We start from the raw sequence: 19304 nt of genomic DNA, 5'->3' as shown, positions 1-19304 counted from the left end.
GAAACAGGAAAGGAACGGCTATGCCTGATTCAACAGAAAACACACTCATCGGGACAATTCTGTCCGACGCCTTTGATGGCACGCAAGCCAGCGACCTCATGGTCGGGCTGGATGGGGATGACACGCTCACCGGCTCTGCTGGAAACGATGTCATCCACGGCGATCACGCTCAGGAAAACCTGCTGTCTGGCACCTCTGGCGCCTCCGGCTTTCAGGATTATGCCAACAGCGGCAACTGGACCATCATCGACTTGGATGGCGGTCACCAATCCATGAGCCAAAGCCTCTCCCTGGCAGAAAACGGCGTCTACCGGTTGAGCTTTGATCTTGCGGCCAACTTCTCCGCCGGTCTGACCAACGCCTCAATCGAGGTTCTCGTCGACGGTGTGGTGGTCGGCGACTTCTCTTCAGAAAGCGGGGCTTTCTCCACTTTCGAGGCCACCTTCACCGCGCAAAGCAATGCGCCTGAAATCACCATCCGCTCGGTTCAGGGCGAGGGCCAAGGCCCGGTCATAGACACCTCCGGCCCTGCGTTTCACTATGATAAAGAGATGGAGATCGGCGGGCAAACCGTCACCGTCGCGGCGTTTGCGGATGGCCAATCCAATCTCTATCAGGTGCTCAACGGCACGCTGCACGTCTTTGACGTGGAAACCCAAAGCTATGAGATCGCAGGCGCCGCAGGTACGGTCAATGTGAACTCCATGGGCTACAACGCCGAAGACGATCTGCTCTATGCGATTGCCGTCAGCAACGGTGTCGACAGCCTTGGCAATGCGGTTCAGCGCTCTGACCTGATCATGCTCGATGCCGAAGGCCACAGCTACCGGATCGGTGAAACGCCTTACCGCTCCTGGACAGGGGATTTTGATGATCAGGGCAATCTCTGGTCGTTTGAATCCAGTATGGACCGCATCGCCGTGATCGACGTCGATACATTTGACGAAAACGGCAACCCCGAGGTCACCGTACACCACCTGCCCCGCTCTCTGGTGCAGCATCGTGTCTATGATGTGGCCTACGATGCCGGCAGCCAGAAATTCTACGGTGTGGCCCGCCCACCGGGGGAGGGTCACGACACCATCCTTCTGGTCGTGGACATCTCTTCTGGTGAGCCCACCTTCTCCACCGTTCCAGTCACATCAACCGTGGTGGATGGCCAGACCCTTGCTGGCGCACCGGCCATAACATTTGGCGCTGCGATCGTGGATGCCGATGGCACGCTCTATGTGGGCGGCAACTCCGGCGATCACGATATGAACAACAGCACCCGCAGCTCCGGCGGCATCTATCAGGTCATCATCGCTCCCGACACCGGCGAAGCGGCCTTGCACCTGATCACCAATGCGCCCCGGTCTTATTCCAACGACGGCGCCGCGGACCCGACCGCAGAAAGCCCCTTTGCTGAGGTGGATCTCAGCTCCTCCGTGCTCCTGCGCGATCTGGAGCTTGTGGCCACCACCGAGGGCGCGTTGACTTATGATGACCATCTCTCCGGGAATGCGGGGCATGACACCATCAGCGGCGGCATCGGCACCGACGCCCTTATCGGCGGCAGCGCCGGAGACGAACTACGTGGCGAAGATGGTAGTGATTATCTGCACGGCGGGGCGGGTCCCAACTATGAAAGCAACATCGTTTCCCACTACGTCGATGGATTGCGCTATGATCAATTTGGAAGCCTCCTGCCAGAGGACGACGACCTGCTGCTTGGCGGTGCCGGAGACGACACATTGGAAGGCTCCGCTGGCCACGACACGCTGGATGGCGGCGCAGCCAATGATGTCTTGTATGGCGGCTCCGGCTCAGACGCCCTCTATGGCGGCACTGGCGACGATGTGTTGTCAGGCGGCGGCCAAGACGACACGCTGGAGGGCGGCACCGGAGCGGATACCCTAGATGGCGGCTCGGGCGACGACGCGCTCGAAGGTGGCGCAGGCGCTGATCTTCTGCGCGGCGGGTCCGGCGATGATATCCTCGACGGCGGCGCAGACGCCGACACGCTCGAAGGCGGCAGCGGCCATGATGCACTCTCAGGCGGCGCAGCCGAGGACAGTCTTGTGGGCGGATCAGGTGATGACACGCTCGACGGCGAGGATGGCGCAGACATCCTCCGGGGTGGTTCCGGCAACGACCAGCTTGATGGCGGCGCAGGCAGTGACGATCTGCGTGGCGGTGTGAACGACGATGTGCTCACAGGCGGTTTGGGGCGCGACAGCCTGCGCGGCGACAGCGGCAACGACGTGCTCAATGGCGGCGATGATCGCGATTATCTCAGCGGCGCGTCAGGCAATGACACTCTGGACGGCGGCGCAGGCGGCGACCGGCTCTACCTCGGGGCTGGCGCAGACCTCGCCTCAGGCGGCAGCGGCGCTGACCGCTTCATCTTCCGCAGCGATGATCTGGACGGCAGCACCGACCGCATTCTGGACTTCGAAACAGATGGAGGTGACCGTCTGGACTTCCGCCGCCTGGAGTTGGGCGCAAGTGACGCGGAACATCTGCAATGGTTCGCCACGCATGTCACAAACTCCGGCGATGATCTGCAGATCTCCCTGTCAAACAGCACCACGCTGGTGCTGGAAGGCTCGGCCGCAGATGTTGGCGATCTTTATGACACCATCCTGTTCTGACAGACAGGCTCTTAGAGGTGGGCTTGGGGGCGCAAGCCCCTACTCAAAGCCCGCCTCTTTCGCAATCAGCGCCGCCTGTGTGCGGTTCTTCGCATTCAGTTTTTTGCAAAGGGTACGCACATGCAGCTTGATCGTGACCTCCTGAAGATCCAGGTCTCGCGCAATTTCCTTGTTGGAATGGCCTTTGCAAAGGCCCGTCAGCACTTCTTTTTCGCGTTGGCTGAACTGCTTGGTAAAGGCCGTTTCTTCTGCCGCTTCGCCTCCTGCCATAACGCTGGGCGGCACAAAACTCTCTCCTGCGATCATGAATCGCACGGCGTTCACCAACGATTTGGCCCCCATGGTTTTAGGCAAAAAACCGATCGCTCCCGCATCCAGCGCCTCCTGAGCCACCTTATTGGGTGCGGTGCCGCTGACAATCGCAATGGGCTGTTCCGGGTATTTGGCCAAAGCATCGGTCAATCCCTGCAGCCCGTTCATGCCCGGCATGCTGAAATCCAGCAAAACGAGATCAAAGGTCCCCTTCTGCTCCAGCGCCTTCATGGCCTCAAAATAATCAGACACTGCTACAACGGCAGCGCGCCCTTCAGTCGTAAGATATGCAGAAATGGTTTCGCGAACCATCCCATGATCATCTGCAAGCAATATTCGCATCGAAATTGTACGCCTTATACGATTGGCCTGAGATGACACTAACCCGGAGGTATACGCAGCGCTAGTAAACTCTCCCCCACCTTTCAAACTCAGCTGTCGCATCACTGTCTCCTTACTTTCAATCATCTGACCCATCGGTCTGACTTCAGTAGATCCTGATGAGATTTTGCTTATCGAGACAAGCTAACGTAGGGTCAGAGTCGCGAAAGTCGGCCCTCTCTATCCTAAAGGTTACAACGCGCGCCCTTTGCACCAGCCAGCAACTTCAAAAGCGTGGCACACACATCCCAAGCACAAATTTTGAAAATGTCTAAAGGAGATGAACCCGTGCCACTTGCAAGATTATTTTGTATCGCAAGCGTCATGTCGCTTTGTTTTGCTACAACGAGCGCTGCTGAAACAATACTGACCGTTTCCGGTGACATCAAAGGATCGCCGACACCAAGCCAGTGGAGTTTTAGCGCAGAGGACCTGCGTGAGCTGCCTCAAGAAAGCTTTCAAACAAACACAATCTGGACTGAGGGACAACAGACCTTCGTAGGCGTTTCGCTACACAGTTTAATGCAACATGTGGGTGCCAGCGAAGGCATGCTACGTGCGACAGCATTAAATGACTACGCAGTTTCTATTCCGACGACGGATGCAATCCCATCTGGTCCAATTGTTGCCTACTTAAGAAACGGCGAAGAAATGTCCTTGCGTGACAAGGGGCCATTGTGGATCGTTTACCCATTCGAAAGCAACCCGACGTATAATACAGAGGAATATTATTCGCGTAGCATTTGGCAACTCAACCGTATTGAAGTGGTTTCGGAGTAAAGAGGTAAGGAACACGTTATACGCGAAAGACTGTCACGGATGATTGGCCGTTGGCCCTTTATTTTATTAGTCACGCTTATGGCACTAAGCCTTGGGCTGATAGGCCTATTGGGGCGTTCTGTGATTGCAGATATGCGTGTTCTGTCAGCGGCGCAAAACGATGACGTAAGCTGGCGAATGTCTCAACTCGAAGTCGAGTTGCTGCGATTACAGAACTCGGTGCAAGGCGTGCTTGCAGATCCAGATCGAGATGTATCGGAAGTCAGAAAACGCTTTGATATCTTTTACAGTCGCATCACAACCTTGCAACAAAGCAGGCTTTATCAGTCGTTTAGGGGTGATCCCACAATAGACTCCCACTTAGGCGCCGCGACCAATTTTCTCGACAACACAACGCCCCTGATTGACGGCACGGATGACGAGCTCCGCGCCGCACTCGGGGGTATCTACCACAACATTGAGAACCTCGGACCAAACATCCGCGGCCTTGCACTCTCCGGAATTGAGAATTTTACCAGTCAAGAAGCGCTTCAGCGTGAAACCTTTTCCCGCACTTTGACGCGCCTCGTGATGGGTATTGTTTCATTGATCGCAGTGCTGTTCATCGCCCTAGCGATTTTGATAGCGCTCTATCGCCAGGGCCGACGAATTTCGCTTTCTAGCGAAATTGCACGCACGCGATTTGAAGCTGCGATTTCGTCCTCACTAGATGCGATTTTGATCGTCGACTCCTCTGGACGTATCATCGAATTCAATGGCGCCGCCCAAGACGTATTTGGTTTCGAAAGGAGCCAAGTACTGGGCAAAGATATGGTTCAACTTATTGTTCCAGAACACCTGCGAGACGCCCACACAAAAGGCATGCGGCGTTTCCTGCAAACAGGCGAGAAGAAAGTAATCGGCGCAGGCAGACTTCGACTAGAGGCACTCCGAAAGTCCGGAGAAATTTTCCCTGTCGAGTTGTCGATATCCCTCTCCCAAGCGCGCGGGGAGAAGGTTTTTGTGTCTTATTTGCGAGACATCACCAAAGAGATCCAAGCAGAGCAAAAGCTGCAAGAGGCACTCGAAAAAGCGCAACTCGGCGAAAAAGCCAAATCAAATCTGTTGACAGTGATGAGCCATGAAATGCGGACACCGCTAAATGGTATTTTGGGATCATTGGAACTGATCGATCAGTCGAACATGTCAGAACAAAACAAGCAGCACCTCAATGCCATCTCAGTCTCCGGTGACCTTCTTCTGTCTCATGTGAATGACGTCTTGGACTTTTCAAAACTTTCCGCGAACAGCGCATTCACAGAACAATCGGTTTTTGATCTGTCGGCCTTAATAGATGAGTGTGTCAAAAGCCTGAGCGCAAGCGCGCAGGCACGCGGCAATGTCATCGCCGCAAATGTTCGCCCAGAAGACATTGGATTTGTGTTTGGATATCGCCGCTCTCTCCAGAGGAGCATCGTGAACCTTGCTGGCAACGCGATAAAATTTACCCGCGACGGTTCAATTAACATCGAGGTTGAACGTTTACAAAACCAAATGATTGAGTTGCGGGTTTCTGACACTGGTGTGGGCATCGCAACAGAAAATTTAGAAGCGATTTTTGAAGAATTTGTCACTGTAGATACTTCGTTTGATCGCTCAGCGAACGGAACTGGGCTGGGCCTGGCGATTACAAAGCGCTTGGTCAAGCAAATGGGCGGCGAAATCGAAGCAGACAGCATCTTGGGCGAAGGTAGCCTCTTTGTGATGCGCCTGCCTTTGCCTGCTGCACCACAGACTGAAGTTGCAAAGCCCCAAGCTCCAGCAAGCCAAGGCATACAATTGCAAAGGAAATTTCGCGCACTCGTTGTGGATGACAACAAGATCAACCGTGATGTTTTAGGAGCGTTGCTTACTGACTTTGGCGGTCATATCGTCGAAGCCTCAAATGGGTATGATGCAATTGATTTGGCGAGAGAACACGAATTTGATGTACTCATGCTCGACATCAGCATGCCAGGGATCGACGGTATCGAAACACTCCGACAAATTCGCAAAGAGCAAAAATTTTCCCCAGCGATTGCCGTCACAGCCCACGCGTCACCTGCAGATCACAGACAAATCTTGGCATCTGGTTTCTCAAGCCTGCTTGTCAAACCCATCACGCGCTCAGCTGTGCACCAGTGCCTATCAGGTGTTTTTGACTTGCCCATCGGGAACAAAGAGAGCCCAGCAAATGGAACGGTAGTTAACGAATTTCTCGACCATTTTGGACCAGAGCGCTTTCGCGACGCATCGAAAGAACTCTTGATATCGCTAGACAGTTTGCTGCAGCGCCTCGTCACCCACGACGATCTTACGCGGTCAGATAGGGAAGAGATACATCAGCTTTCCGGCTCAGCAGCAGTCCTTGGCCTGACTATTCTATGGGAACAGTTGCAATCGCTGCAAAATCTCCCAAACGGAGTTTGGCGAGAGGAACGCACTGAGATAGTCCCCCGTTTGCATCAAGAGCTAAAAAGAGCAGAGAATAATATCAAGGCGGCGTTGAGGCAACAAAGTGAAGGAAATTAGTCTCAGCCCTAAAAACTGTGCTACGGTAATCCCCCCATTTTTAATGGGGTCCAGTCGTAGAATTCACGCGGCCATTTTTAGTTTCATGGCGGGGGTGATACCGCCGATGCCCATGTTGGGTCGTTCGTTGTTGTAAGTCCAGAGCCATTTCGTTGCCTGATCCTGTGCCTCCTCGATGGTTTCAAAGATGTATTGGTTCAGCCATTCACCGCGAACGGTACGGTTGTATCGCTCGATATATGCATTCTGTTGTGGCTTGCCAGGCTGGATGTGTTCCAGCCTAACGCCCTGTTTTTCAGCCCACTCCATCAGCTTTCCACTGATGTATTCGGGACCATTATCAACTCGAATAGTGTCTGGTTTGCCCCGCCATTCGATGACCTGGTTTAAGCTTCGCACGACGCGCTCGGCGGGCAATGAGAAATCCACGTCGATGCAAAGACCTTCACGATTAAAGTCATCCAACACGTTTAACGTCCGGATCGACCGACCGTCTGCCAACTGATCTGCCATAAAATCCATCGACCACGTGTCGTTTGGGACATTAGGCACTGCCAAAGGTTCTGGTTTGTCGCGTTTAAGGCGCTTCTTGGGCTTGATCCGCAGGTTCAGTTCCAGTTCGCAGTAGATCCGATAGACGCGCTTATGGTTCCAGCCGTAGCCCTGCACATTGCGCAGATACAAAAAGCACAGGCCAAAGCCCCAGTTGCGTTTGTTGGCCGTCAGCCGCTCCAACCAGTCTGCAATCTCCTTGTTCTCATCGCTCAAAACCGGGCTGTAGCGATAGCATGTCTCGCTGACCTGAAACGTGCGACAGGCCAGCGAGATGCTCACTCCGTGTCGCGCGACCGCATCCATGGCCATCTCTCGCCTTCGAGACGGCCTTAGCGCTTTTTTCCAAGAGCCTCCTTCAGCAAATCGTTCTGCATGCTCATCTCAGCATACATGCGCTTCAAGCGCCGGTTCTCTTCGGCCATGTCCTCCATCTCTGACATCAATGACGCGTCCATACCGCCAAACTTCGCGCGCCATTTATAGAAACTGGCACTGCTCATCCCATGTTCACGGCAAAGCTCAGAAACGGGCACACCGCTCTCTGCTTGCTTCAACACGCCCATGATTTGTGCGTCGCTGTATCGTCCATTCTTCATCGTAAATCTCCTCAGATATCTTGCCGAGAAAATTCTACTTTTGAACACCACTAATTTTAGGGGGATTACCGAACGAATTTATGCAAGATCGACAATTGCCACCCATACCGCACCCAAGCCAAGTGCGGTGGCCACGACGAAAATGCTTCAAGTAAGATTTATTTAACTAGTCCAATTAGTTAAATGGTGCCCGGGGGCGGAATCGAACCACCGACACGAGGATTTTCAATCCATCCAGAATGGTCCGACAATAAATTATTCATTTATGTAGCAACTACATAAATGATCTCGCGCACCTTCGGTCGCGCTGCATCCGCCAATCTATTTGTGAGCCCTTCTGCCGGAAGTTGCCGTTCACCCTGAAATCAGATGCCAAAATGCAGCTTCCTCGCAGCGGTTGCTACAACTTCCACAAGATAGCGTGCCGCGGCTTGTCCACTAGACATAGCGACGGGCTGATCCGTCTAGACTTGCAGAACAATACGCCCGATCACTTCACGGCCCTGGAGCGACCGGAAAGCCTCAGCCGCCTGCTCCAAAGGCAAAACGCGATCAATAAGTGGCTGCAGCTCCCCTTCCGCAATCCAACTCATGATCTTGTCGGCTGCCTCCGTGGCTTCGGCAGGGAATTTCTCCGCCCAGGCGCCCTCAAATACGCCGACAACTGAGAAGCCTTTGAGCAGAGGCAGGTTCATCGGCAGGTTTGGAATGTCCCCACTCACAAACCCAATTGGCGTGATGCGTCCGCCCCACTGCATGGATCGGGCAAGCTTTACAAAAGTGTCGCCCCCAACCATCTCAAAGCACACATCCAATCCCGCGCCGCCTGTCAGCTCCTTGATCTGTTCGCGCAGATCCCCCTCCCGCATGTTGACGACAGCATCCGCGCCCAGATCTTGCAGGACACTCATCTTGGCAACATCGCCTGTCCCGGCAAGAACGCGCGCGCCCAGCATCCGCCCCATGTCAACCGCGGCAAGCCCAACCCCGCCGGTCGCCCCGGTCACCATCAGGGTCTCACCTGGCTTCAACGTGCATCGTTGGACCAGCGCGTGATAGGCGGTCATGTAGTTGTGCAAGACCGTGCAGGCGACGGTAAAATCGACGCTTTCAGGCACCTTGGCGCACTTCCAATGCTTGGTCACCGCACGTTCCGCATAGCTCCCATGCCACATTTGCCCAACGACCCGGTCCCCCGGCTTAAAGCTCGTGACCTCACTGCCGACCTCAAGAACGATGCCCGCCGCGTCCGTTCCCGGGACATATGGCAGCTCTGGCTTCAGCTGATAGCCGCCTTCGGCCATCAGCTTATCCATAAAACTCACCGCCGCAGCATGCACTTCGATGAGCACTTCATCCGCTGCAGGGGTCGGTTCTGGCGCTTCGCCAAGCTCAAGCGCATCCGCGCCCTCAAATTTCGAACAAAGGATGGCGCGCATGGCTTAAGCTCCCGTGAGTATTGCGTTCTATTCCGCCGCGATATTTGCATCGTTCTCATCGGTTTCGTCATCCCCTTCTGGCATAGTAAGGACTGACCTGCGCCTTCGAAAATGTCCTAGAACTGCCCTCAACCTTGTCACTTTTCTGTGCCAAAACTAGCGACATCTCCGCCCTCTACCTTAGCCGCAACGAAGGCTCCTCAAAACAACTTTTTGCTGCAATATTCGCGAAAACGTCGAGTTTAGATTCCGGAACTACACTAAGCATGAAGCACGATGATCAGAGCATATACTTTTCAAGCCTATACCGCATTTTCGTTTTTGGGAGGCACGGTTACGCTGCTGATGGATTTAGCTGAGCCGATCTTCCCATTTGCAATGGTATCAACGTTTGTATTTTTGGGGGGTGCCCTTGTATTTTGCTTATTGTCGCTAAGGCCAACAATGCGAAACGTTTCAACGCCAGCGTTCATAGTCTCACTGTTTATGATGGCTTTGTCAGGCGGGATTTGGATTTGGCAAGGAATGACGCCCGGCGGTCAGGAAAAAGGGATACTTGCGTCTAAATTCGAAATTCCTGCTCAAATGCAAAGCAGCATGGCCGAACTCCTTGGAATTCAGAAAGAGATCTTAGTTCAAGCTGAAGCAACGGCTGTTAACACTGGGCAAACAGCTAGGAACACAGAAAAGCTTGCAAAAGAGACTATTGTAATTCGTAGGGAGATTGAAAGCCTCAAAAAGGAAACCAGCAATAATCCCCATAAAGAACTGCGAAATTTGGGCTATGGTTTGACACCTGAGAGTGTCGAAGCTGCGGTAAGTGCGAGAGACTACACTGCTTTGGAGCTATACAAAAAGGCTGGTTATGTGTTTCCAGTATGGGAAATCGTTCTGAAGAACCTTTTTCACGGTGAAGTAGAAGACTTCAAGATTCATGTGAAGTACTTTGGCCACGCGCCAAGTCGGTACTGTGTCAACGAAGCAAAATGGGGTGTCAGCCTCCAGTATTTCGAACAGACATTTGCGAGGGCTCTGTTGTTCGTTGACGACAAGCAGGGTTTCCTAGAACGCGCTGCGGTATTATGTGGCCAAGATCACATTATGGATATGGTCTACGACCTGCAAGGTGTACCACTGCAAGAACTGTTTTTGGATGAGGTAGAAGAGCTCACCCGAGATGAGGCGATAATATTGAGCAAGAAAATGTTGAAGGAGTTTCAGGACGCTCTAGCGTATCTCGAAGGTTTGACAGCGTGAGAGGACGTCACAAATACGTTAGCCAGCAGGCTATCCTGGAGTTAGAGTTCCCGCAGTTTTACGGACACCTTTCAATCAAGAAGGAGAGCGTTTTTCGTCGAGAACAAGGAACCTCTACCCGGCGAGAATTGAGAAAGGTTTATTGTGAATACGCAAGCTGATCGCAAAGTTGAAAATCGGTCGAGAGAATTTGAGCCTTGGGCAGCAACTAGCTATGTTCGGACCAGCGAACGGCTATTGATGATGAGCGCCGTGGAACCAACTGATACGCGGTGAAAGGCAAAACCGACCACTGTCAATGACTATCGGGAGAATGAAGTCGGTCCGCCTGTTCAACAACGTCTGGTTCAATCAGTCGCAATTTTCATAATCTAAGCCGCCATTAGCTCGGCATCCAACTTCTCAAACATTGACACGTCCTCTTCCGCGTTCTCAAACAGATGTCCGTAGACATCCATTGTCATCGTGATGGATGCGTGGCCGAGAAGTGTTTGGATTTTCTTAGGGTTCCAGCGTTGCTCGATAAACAGAGAAGCTGCAGCAGGGCGAAGGGCGTGTATGTCAAACTTGGCTTCGCCTTTGTCATCAACGATACCCTCTTTGACAAGCATCGGTTTGAACACGCGGTTGTAGATGTTTGAATAGTTCTGCACCTTGCCGACAGAATTTGGGAACACCAGATCCAGCTTGCTTTCAGGCGCGTTAGCCTTCCACTCCCAAAGCTCTTCGAAGACCGTCGGGGCCATTGGGATCTCACGTGTGCCGGCACGGCTCTTCGGCAAACCGATTTCACAGTATTCATCTGCTCTCTGTCGGACTTGGATCACGCGCCGATCAAAATCGATCGCTCCCCATGTCAGGCCCCTCAATTCAGAAATCCGCATGCCCGTGAAGATAGCTGTGATGAACATGGCCCGATGTGACGCAGGCGCTTTCGCTATGATTGTTCTGATCTCTGCCTTGGTTGGCACATCCACGCGCTTGCCATCGGCGCGGGAGCTGCGCTTAAGCTTCACTTCGGTTGCAACGTTGTGGCTGGCCCATTCGCGTTCAACCGCTTCGGTCAAAATGGCTCTGAGGCTCACCATGATCTTCTTCACCTGTGCACGCGACACATCACCATCAAGTAGATCATCCATGAAATCCCGGATATCGCCACGCGACAGCTCCGCGAGCAGAAGATCACCGATCTTCGGTTCAATATGGATGCGCACATGGCTGCGATAGGCTTTCATTGTAGAGCGCTCAAGCTCATTGCGCTGGCAGGTTTTCAGCCAGCTTTGGCACGCGTCAGATACGGTTTTTGATGATTTGGACATGCGGATCTTTCCCTTGGATAGTTGTTGACCGATCTGTGCTAGTAATCGGCCTCGAAGCCTTCGGGCGATTTCCGAATATTTTCCGTAATTGTTGCCGAAATACATCACTTTTCTTAGATTGAAGCAGAACAGCCTGCCAGATACACCTCCAATCCACCCGTTTATGTAGCCACAACATAAAGAGAACCCGTTGATACCAGCGTATGCCCTACTCACCCACGGTCCAAAACCAAATGGATCTATCCAACAGCACCCATCAGCCAAGCAACAACTCGCCAATCTTCAAGGCGTGGCAAATGAGTTGGGAGCTGCCGAAAAGCTGCGCGTATTCTACGACCATTCTCGCAGCTACAAATCGCTGACCGATCTGCCAACACTGCAAGAACTTTTAGAGAGTGTGAGAGAACAAAGTAGCGCAGTTCTCATCGACGATTTCCGCCGACTATTTGCCCACTATTCTGGCGATAACACCGTGACACTTCTTGAAGAGTTGTTGTTGTTCAAGGAAAACATCAGGGATCTCAAGACAGGCAAACTTCTGGGTGAGCTCCCTGAAACCCTGCTGAGGCAACTGTGTCTGGCTGAGAGACCGGTCAGGTATGTCCGGACACCTATTCCCCGAAAAGCGATACCGAAGGCAGAGCGTCACCTGAATACGCAAGACGCAGTCCGTGCTTCCAGGAAGGTGAAATCCGACCCAGCGGACCGCAAAGCTTATGAACTTGCCGAAGTACGCGACCGCCTCAAACAAACACTTGGAAGCGCGCCACTCCAAGCCATAGCGGATGCTGCCAATAACGAAGGGCTGCGCACCAGTCGCGGTAATCTATGGGGACCCGCAGGCGTCAGACGCCTGCTGAAGCGCCTGGAAGAAGTCGATGGAGATGAGGAAACACTTGCAGCAAGAGCAAAGGCTTCTATGCGGAAAAGAGACTGAGTGTAAGAGTTGAGTTGTCGGTTTGGAAGGTTGGTTAAAGCTTTTGCCGCAATGGCACCAAAGCTTATGCTGGGCTTTTTGAGGGGAAACCCTTCAATCGAAAGATTTCGAGCAAAGGTGAACGTCGCCAGATCTGAAAACGCCTACAAAACTCCCTGAGAACCCCGTGCTTTCCCCTTAGAAATTCGGCCCAATTCGCAAATATTCACAAACAAGGCGACGGCAGCAGTATCTACCAAGCTCTCAGACAACATTCACGTCACCCATCCCTCTCCCATTGAAAACTGGGCCTCGCTTCTGATCTAGAAACTCACAGCCACAGAAAGCATAGCGCTACCCTCCGAGGGATATTGTCCTATCAGCCATCCGGTTCAAAAACCCTTTGTCGTGACTGACCAACAGCACGGCGGTCCCTTTCTCCGCGGCTTGGCGCAGCAATTTACTGACCTGTTGGATCGAAACGCTATCAAGTGCGCTCGTGGGCTCGTCCGCGACAATGAGAGCCGGTTGAGTGATCGTTGCTCGGGCGATCGCAACCCTTTGACACTGCCCCACAGACAACTCCGACGGGCGCGCATCCGGACTAATGCTTCCCAACCCCACCGTATTCAGGGCTTCAAGCGCGCGTTCTTGGCGCTCCTTAACCGGACGGCGGGACTGGTTCTTTGCCAATAGTGGCTCCGCAACCGATCGCCAGACGGGCCAATGGGGGACGAGACTGCCAATGGGATCTTGAAATATCGGCAATAGAGCGCCCCGTGGCGTTAGGGCTTCAGACCGCCAGAGGCTTCCTCTACTTGGTGCCTCCAATCCCATCACCAGACGCAGCAGCGTAGATTTACCGGAGCCCGATGCTCCTTGAATACCAACAATCTCCGCTTCTCCGACCTCAAGGTCGACAGGTTTGAGGGCTTGCACCTGCCCACGCTTATACGCAACGCTGACATCTCTTAACCTGATAAGAGGTGTAGGATTGGCGGGGGCTTGGCGCGGCGGCAACGGTTCTAGCGCACCAAGGAGGCGTCGGGTTTCCTGATGCGCCGGCGCTTTGAGCAACACTTCAGGCGTATCTGTTTCCACAAGAAGCCCTTGGTATAATACGCCAATTCTATCAGCGTTGCGCATCACCAAATCCATATCATGGCTGATCAGAAGAACTGCGCAGCCCAAAGCACGTAGGGCATCAAGCACCTTTTGGGCACGATCAGCATCAAGAGCGCTGGTGGGTTCATCTGCTATCACGATTGGGGGTGTTAAAGCGCTTGCAGCTGCTATCGAAGCACGTTGAAGCATGCCTCCACTCCAGGTGTGAGGGTATTGGCGCTGCCGAGATCCTACGTTAGGGATATCCAATGCCGTCAGCGCCTTGGCGATCGCTTGCCAAGTTACGGGCAGCCCATGACATCGCCAAGCCTCCGCAACATGATCCCCAACCGGACGCAGAGGATCACAGCTGCTCCAAGGATTTTGCGCAACAAAGCCCACCCCTCTGCCGCGTAGACGTCTCCACGCGTCTGCAGATGCCCGAGACATATCCTGGCCATTCAAGCTCAGCGCGCCTGTGATCTTCGCCCCCGCCCCATGCAAACCAAGCAGCGCTCGGGCAATACTGGACTTGCCCGCTCCCGAACCGCCAACCAAAGCGAAACACTCACCTGCCGAAACACAGAACGAGACATTCCGCACGGGGGTGTTGCCACCAGGATAGCGAACAGAGAGATCTTCACAAATCAGAGCTGCGGTCATGCGATGGTCTCCTGCCCAGCCACATCGCGCAGGGCATTTCCAACCAGGTTCGCCGAAAGCACCGACAGAAAGATAAAACCAGCAGGCACAATCAGCAACCAAGGTGCCAATGCGAAATAGAGGCGGGAGTCCGCCAAAAGCGCGCCCCATTCAGCGTGAGGGGGCTGCACTCCCAATCCCAAGAACGAAAAGCCTGAAATGGCTCCAATCATACCCCCCAGTGCGAGGCTGGCCACAACGCCAAGCTGCAAAGCAACCCCAGGGAAAATATGCCCCAAGACAATGCGCCACTGTGAAATTCCTGCCAGCTTGGCAGCGGTCACATGGGGCTTGGATCGCGCCCCCAACGCGAGCGATCTCGCCAAACGCGCATACCAAGCCCAATCCGCGATAATCAGCGCTATCAGCAGATTGACAAAACCCGGCCCCAATATCCCAAGAACCGCAAAGGCCAGAACAAGCCCTGGCAACGTCATGGCAATATCGACGACCCGCATCAGCAGCATGTCCACCACCCCGCCGATTACACCCGCCGCAGTGCCAATCAGCAACCCTATTAGAAATACCGCACTCAGCACGAGTAACGCCGCCCCAAGCGATCTATGCGCGCCATCAAGACTTCGGCTCAGCATGTCGCGCCCCGTTGCATCGGTCCCGAAGGGATGTGCAAAACTTGGGGCTTTGAGCGCGCTAATGTAGTGTGGCACATTGGGATCGTGGGGCGTCCAAACAAATCCGATCATTGCAAAAACGAAAAGAAACAAACCCAATATCAACCCGACACGCCCGCTTTTATGTCGCCAAAGCTGCCCCAATAGATGGCGCGACATTCGTTGCGAAATCGACGGCGGTCGGGTGAGATCAAACGAAAAGCTCACTTGCCTACCTCTCGTAGTCTCGGGTCCAGCAAAAGAGCGGCCAGATCTACCAAGAATGCTGCGGTCACATAGGAAAGTGCCGCAATCAGCACATAAGCCTGAATCACAGGATAGTTGCGGGCTGACAGCGCTTCGAGCAAGTAGGCCCCTAGTCCGGGCCAAGTGAAAATCGCCTCAATCAAGGGGGCCCCGCCAATGAGCGCACCAACGCTGACACCGATAGCGGTAAGAAATGGTAAGATCGCATTGGGCAATGCATAACGTAGCAGTATGCGACGCTCAGAGGCACCGCGGGTCCGCGCGACTTCAGCGTAGCCACTGTTCATGGCCTGCAACAGACCAGCTCGCAACAATTGCGTCCAGCTCGCGGCACGATCCAATCCGATGATGAAAGCCGGGATCAGCGCGGCTCGCCAGGTCACATCAGAGAGCACCTGCCCCATCTGGAAGCCGACAACGACAAATGTGAGCGCCAGCAGGGCAAAAACAAAGGTCGGGAAGGCCGCACCAATTTGTGTGTAGGCCCGGATCAACTGATCAGGCCAACGATCTTGATAGGCAGCAGCGAGCAAGGCCAATATCACTGAAAAGACAACTGAGAATACCAGAGCCAATCCCAGAAGCATCAAAGTCGCGGGCAGACGTTCCAGTATTTCCTGAGTAACCGAGGCCTGACTGGTAAAACTCTGCCCGAAGTCTCCCTGCAACACATGACCCAGCCATTGAAAGAACTGCACTGGCAAGGGGTTATTCAAACCCAGAGCGTCATGCGCTGCAGCGATTTCGGCCGCTGTCGGGTCATTCACACCACGCGCCAGAAGCACGCGCGTGGCGACATCGCCCGGAGCCAACGGCAGCAGCGACCAGACAATCACACTCGCCGCTAGCGCCGTTAGGACCGCCTGAAAAAGGCGGGAAAACGCGGCAGTCAGAAGCCCACCGCGTGCCCTTATGTCGGCCCTGGATCTCACTTGTTGGGGGCCGTATCCCATTTGATATGGTTCCAAGCAACCGCTGGCACATAGTTGGACCATGCATCACTTACCAGCGCACGCTCCTTCAAAATGGTCAGATTGAAGATATAGGGATCATCCTCTGCGACGATGGTTTGGATATCGCGCAGCATTTTGTTGCGCGTCTCTTCGTCAACGGTCACATCAAGTTCTTCTATCAGGCCCTGCACATCCGAGTTGCAGTAGCCGCCATAGTTACGATCTCCGTCGCAGGCAACATAGCGGTTCAGGAAACCGCTCACGGAACCAACGGTGGCCGTGCCGGTGGCTGAAAGTGCGAGATCCCACTCTACCAGATCGTTCATGGCTGCTTCACGCACGCTGTCCACAGAAACAACTTCAGAGGCGATACCAGCCTGGGTCAGATACGCTTGCATCGCGCCTGACAGAGGCACCAAGTCCGGCTGCTGAGGGTAGATGAGAATGGTCACGGAAAGAGTTTCACCATCCCGCGTACGCGTATCGCCATCACGCACCCAGCCTGCGGTGTCCAGCAGGGCGTTGGCTTCGTCCAGATCATGGCGATAGTTCTTTAAGGCATAAGGGAAATTGGGGTTGTAAAGCCCCGTGGCAGGCGCCTTGGCCCCATGAAAGACCGCATTTGCAATCTCGTCATAGTTCATCGCCAGCATCACTGCGCGTCGGACGGCCTTTTCCTCAAACGAGCCATTGGTCACATCCATAAATCCGACAAAGCCACCCGTTGAAAGAGGGCCCAGTGCTAGGTTCAGATTAGGCGTCGCCTTAAAGACCGGCGCCGCAGCAATGGGCGGATAAAGTGCAATGTCCACCTCGCCATTTTGAACCGCCAAAATGCGAGCGTTGGCGTCAGAGACGAAACGCAATTCCACGCCTTCCATTGCTGGCTGACCGCGCCAATAGTTGTCGTACCGCTCTGCAATCATTTTCTGATCGTCTAGGCTGACGAGTTTGAATGGACCAGTATGAATACCTGCGCCTTCGAGCTGCTCAAAATCCTCACCCGCAGCGAGTACCGGCTCCACATCAATAATCATTAAGCGGCTTTCATGGGCCAGAATATTCGGCAGCTCAGGAATCGGCACACCGGTTCTAACCGTGATCTCACGCTCGCCTGTTTGCTCAAATGTCGCTTCTGCTGGCAATACCGCCTGAGTTCCGGAACTGCGCTCCCGGAAATAAGAAATGGCTGCAAGTACCGCAGGCACATCCATGGATTTGCCATTTTGGAAGGTCACGCCGTCACGAATGGTGATGACCCAAGTAGTTTCGTCTTCGCGGGTCAGGCTTTCCGCCAGCCATGGGGTGATCGAGCCATCGGGCTGAAACTTCATCAGAAGTTCGCCTTGACCAAACTCTTGCATCCAAAACCCTTGTTTCACCGGGTCCATGGAGCGGATCTGAAAGCTTGTGGCCATATTGATGATTGTATCATCCGCGAAAGCCGGCAGCCCGGCCAACGCTATTACGCTGGACAGCATTAGGGATTTAAATGTCATGTCACTATCTCCTTTTGGGGGGTATGAATTTCCGCACGAGCAGCCCGCGCAGTATGGAACCTGAGATCTTCGGCGGAGGCGCCCTCGACCAGCACTTCACGCACAAATCGGCGTGTCGCGATTAAGTCAGGCAAGCGGTACCAGTGTCCTTGGGGATAAAGCGCCAGCACAGGCCCTTTGTTGCATGGGTAGATACAGCCCGTGCGGGTGGTTAGGCAGCGATCAGAAATCCCTGCCGCAGCCAGCTCCTCTTTAAGTAAATGCACAAAAGAGGCAGCGCCATGAATGGCACAACGCGGACCAGTACACACCAAGAGATGAAACTCGAAATCTGGCGGCAGGTTCCAACCAGACTTCCCAAGACTGGGCTTGATACCGGAAACGGGTTTTGGTGGCATCGTATCACTTAAAAGGGATACGGCCTGTTGAGTGATGGCGAGCGCATCTCGCGACGGATCTGGCCCTACGGTGAGCGTGGTGTCTGCGTTTTGCCCACGTGTTTGCCAGTCTGCCAAAACACCCGGAATCCAGGCAAGCAAACTCTCTGGGAAAGGCGTTCCAAAAGGTTGCACGCGAATATTGCGATACCCGTCTTCGCGAAGTTCGTCCAATGCAGCAATCAGACTCGGCCCTGTTTCCTCAAGCCGGATAAGGCGCGTTGGCAAATGCGTCGACGCAGCCGTGGCAGCTTGCAAGCGCTTGAGCGCGCCTTTGCTCAGAGTATAAGCCGATACGACAAAAAGAACCGCATCAGTCTGGTGGATTTCGCTGCCTACAACATGTGTCGTTTCGCCCATCGTAGCCTCCGCGCGGCCGCACGGGGCAATAGAACAAGGGGCATGTCAAAGGCCTGCGCCTCAGTCACCATCATGTCTCTCCTTCCGGGGCACCCCGCCCGGCATTCGTTGCATCATAAAACGCCTTTTGGCGCCGTTGATGGCAGGTCTCCTGACTCGCGGATCTGTGTGAGACTGCGCCTTCCCAGATGAATCCATCCAGTGGCTCTTTACAGTTCACTACCGCCTACAGTTGCGGGGGCAGTCCCGGAATTGGTGTAAACACACCGCACCGGGTTCCCTTTTAAGCTCGCTCAATTTGCATCGTGCAAGCACCATCTCTCGCCTTATGTGCAGAAACCCGAGAGAAACTTCAACAACTATTGCAATGGCAAGCTCGATAACGGAATTTGGACAAATGATGGCTGTCTGCTTCGCAAGCATTTCCAATGATGAAAGTTGCGCAAAGCCTCCTGAGAGCAGATCATGTCTCCTGTACTTCACGCGTCGCATGCGGCAGTGAGTTAAGGCATTTCCAATGCCTATAAAACGCTTCTCTTCCAGCTCCGCACGTCGGATCACTTCCGTTTCAATTGCCCTCTGACATGAAGTCCTAGCCAGCCATATCTGTATATATGAGGCATTCCCTGCCCT

Annotated in this window: 14 protein-coding genes and 1 riboswitch; of the genes, 5 read left to right on the top strand and 9 right to left on the bottom strand. The window is 53.9% G+C overall.

Going from position 1 to position 19304, the window contains the following annotated elements; genetic code table 11:
* Positions 1–20: 20 nt before the first annotated feature.
* Entirely contained in the window at positions 21–2633 is a 2613-nt protein-coding gene (locus tag J7413_RS11370) for a calcium-binding protein (protein WP_209098217.1), read from the top strand.
* 39 nt (positions 2634–2672) lie between these two features.
* On the opposite strand, the gene J7413_RS11365 is transcribed toward J7413_RS11370, so the two are convergent.
* Positions 2673–3287: a response regulator transcription factor gene (locus J7413_RS11365; protein ID WP_209098215.1), complete on the bottom strand. Its 615-nt coding sequence runs from the start codon at positions 3285–3287 to the stop codon at positions 2673–2675.
* A gap of 327 nt (positions 3288–3614) precedes the next feature.
* Between J7413_RS11365 and J7413_RS11360 the strand changes: the two genes are divergently transcribed.
* The gene (locus J7413_RS11360) at positions 3615–4106 is read left to right on the top strand and encodes an oxidoreductase (RefSeq protein ID WP_348538744.1); all 492 of its coding nucleotides are present in this window, start codon (positions 3615–3617) and stop codon (positions 4104–4106) included.
* A 39-nt stretch (positions 4107–4145) separates the two neighbouring features.
* Positions 4146–6656, top strand: coding sequence for a PAS domain S-box protein (locus J7413_RS11355; RefSeq protein ID WP_209098213.1), 2511 nt, complete (start codon positions 4146–4148; stop codon positions 6654–6656).
* 63 nt (positions 6657–6719) lie between these two features.
* On the opposite strand, the gene J7413_RS11350 is transcribed toward J7413_RS11355, so the two are convergent.
* A protein-coding gene (locus J7413_RS11350) for an IS3 family transposase (protein WP_209098212.1) occupies positions 6720–7807 on the bottom strand; the annotation gives its coding sequence in 2 pieces (ribosomal slippage) (positions 6720–7546 and positions 7546–7807; 1089 coding nt in all).
* A 464-nt stretch (positions 7808–8271) separates the two neighbouring features.
* A complete protein-coding gene (locus J7413_RS11345; RefSeq protein WP_209098211.1) occupies positions 8272–9246 on the bottom strand; it encodes an NADPH:quinone oxidoreductase family protein in 975 nt (324 codons plus the stop codon).
* Between the two features lie 276 nt (positions 9247–9522).
* Here J7413_RS11345 and J7413_RS11340 point away from each other — a divergent pair, with 276 nt between their 5' ends.
* Positions 9523–10503: a hypothetical protein gene (locus tag J7413_RS11340; RefSeq protein ID WP_209098210.1), complete on the top strand. Its 981-nt coding sequence runs from the start codon at positions 9523–9525 to the stop codon at positions 10501–10503.
* 371 nt (positions 10504–10874) lie between these two features.
* On the opposite strand, the gene J7413_RS11335 is transcribed toward J7413_RS11340, so the two are convergent.
* The gene (locus tag J7413_RS11335; RefSeq protein WP_209098209.1) at positions 10875–11822 is read right to left on the bottom strand and encodes a site-specific integrase; all 948 of its coding nucleotides are present in this window, start codon (positions 11820–11822) and stop codon (positions 10875–10877) included.
* 190 nt (positions 11823–12012) lie between these two features.
* On the opposite strand from J7413_RS11335, the gene J7413_RS11330 reads away from it, so the two are divergent.
* Complete coding sequence (locus tag J7413_RS11330) at positions 12013–12759, top strand: hypothetical protein (RefSeq protein WP_209098208.1); 747 nt, start codon at positions 12013–12015, stop codon at positions 12757–12759.
* 333 nt (positions 12760–13092) lie between these two features.
* Here the strand turns inward: J7413_RS11330 and J7413_RS11325 are convergent, their stop codons facing one another.
* From J7413_RS11325 to J7413_RS11305, 5 genes are all read right to left on the bottom strand, one after another.
* Positions 13093–14505, bottom strand: a complete 1413-nt coding sequence (locus J7413_RS11325; RefSeq protein ID WP_209098207.1) for an ABC transporter ATP-binding protein — start codon at positions 14503–14505, stop codon at positions 13093–13095.
* Positions 14502–15137, bottom strand: coding sequence for an ABC transporter permease (locus J7413_RS11320; protein ID WP_247743471.1), 636 nt, complete (start codon positions 15135–15137; stop codon positions 14502–14504). Before J7413_RS11320 ends, J7413_RS11325 begins: the two co-directional genes overlap by 4 nt.
* Before the next feature lie 242 nt (positions 15138–15379).
* Positions 15380–16354 carry an ABC transporter permease gene (locus J7413_RS11315; protein ID WP_348538743.1) on the bottom strand — a complete coding sequence of 325 codons (975 nt, stop codon included), beginning with the start codon at positions 16352–16354 and terminating at the stop codon, positions 15380–15382.
* Positions 16351–17874, bottom strand: a complete 1524-nt coding sequence (locus J7413_RS11310; RefSeq protein ID WP_209098203.1) for an ABC transporter substrate-binding protein — start codon at positions 17872–17874, stop codon at positions 16351–16353. The genes J7413_RS11315 and J7413_RS11310 overlap by 4 nt, the downstream gene beginning before the upstream one ends.
* The gene (locus tag J7413_RS11305) at positions 17871–18671 is read right to left on the bottom strand and encodes a (2Fe-2S) ferredoxin domain-containing protein (protein ID WP_209098201.1); all 801 of its coding nucleotides are present in this window, start codon (positions 18669–18671) and stop codon (positions 17871–17873) included. The genes J7413_RS11310 and J7413_RS11305 overlap by 4 nt, the downstream gene beginning before the upstream one ends.
* A 123-nt stretch (positions 18672–18794) precedes the next feature.
* Positions 18795–19005: riboswitch (cobalamin riboswitch) on the bottom strand.
* Positions 19006–19304 lie beyond the last annotated feature (299 nt).

The organism is Shimia sp. R10_1 (assembly GCF_017744095.1).
Taxonomy (GTDB): Bacteria; Pseudomonadota; Alphaproteobacteria; order Rhodobacterales; family Rhodobacteraceae; genus Shimia.
The sequence above is the reverse complement of the archived record's forward strand: the minus strand, read 5'-3'. Positions and strand labels throughout refer to the sequence as shown.

What these genes read in the sequence shown, in the direction of transcription:
- J7413_RS11370 (WP_209098217.1), top strand. Translation starts at nt 21, where the DNA reads ATGCCTGATTCAACAGAAAACACACTCATCGGGACAATTCTGTCCGAC.
- J7413_RS11365 (WP_209098215.1), bottom strand. Translation starts at nt 3,287, where the DNA reads ATGCGAATATTGCTTGCAGATGATCATGGGATGGTTCGCGAAACCATT.
- J7413_RS11355 (WP_209098213.1), top strand. Translation starts at nt 4,146, where the DNA reads ATGATTGGCCGTTGGCCCTTTATTTTATTAGTCACGCTTATGGCACTA.
- J7413_RS11345 (WP_209098211.1), bottom strand. Translation starts at nt 9,246, where the DNA reads ATGCGCGCCATCCTTTGTTCGAAATTTGAGGGCGCGGATGCGCTTGAG.
- J7413_RS11340 (WP_209098210.1), top strand. Translation starts at nt 9,523, where the DNA reads ATGATCAGAGCATATACTTTTCAAGCCTATACCGCATTTTCGTTTTTG.
- J7413_RS11335 (WP_209098209.1), bottom strand. Translation starts at nt 11,822, where the DNA reads ATGTCCAAATCATCAAAAACCGTATCTGACGCGTGCCAAAGCTGGCTG.
- J7413_RS11325 (WP_209098207.1), bottom strand. Translation starts at nt 14,505, where the DNA reads ATGACCGCAGCTCTGATTTGTGAAGATCTCTCTGTTCGCTATCCTGGT.
- J7413_RS11320 (WP_247743471.1), bottom strand. Translation starts at nt 15,137, where the DNA reads ATGCTGAGCCGAAGTCTTGATGGCGCGCATAGATCGCTTGGGGCGGCG.
- J7413_RS11310 (WP_209098203.1), bottom strand. Translation starts at nt 17,874, where the DNA reads ATGACATTTAAATCCCTAATGCTGTCCAGCGTAATAGCGTTGGCCGGG.
- J7413_RS11305 (WP_209098201.1), bottom strand. Translation starts at nt 18,671, where the DNA reads ATGGGCGAAACGACACATGTTGTAGGCAGCGAAATCCACCAGACTGAT.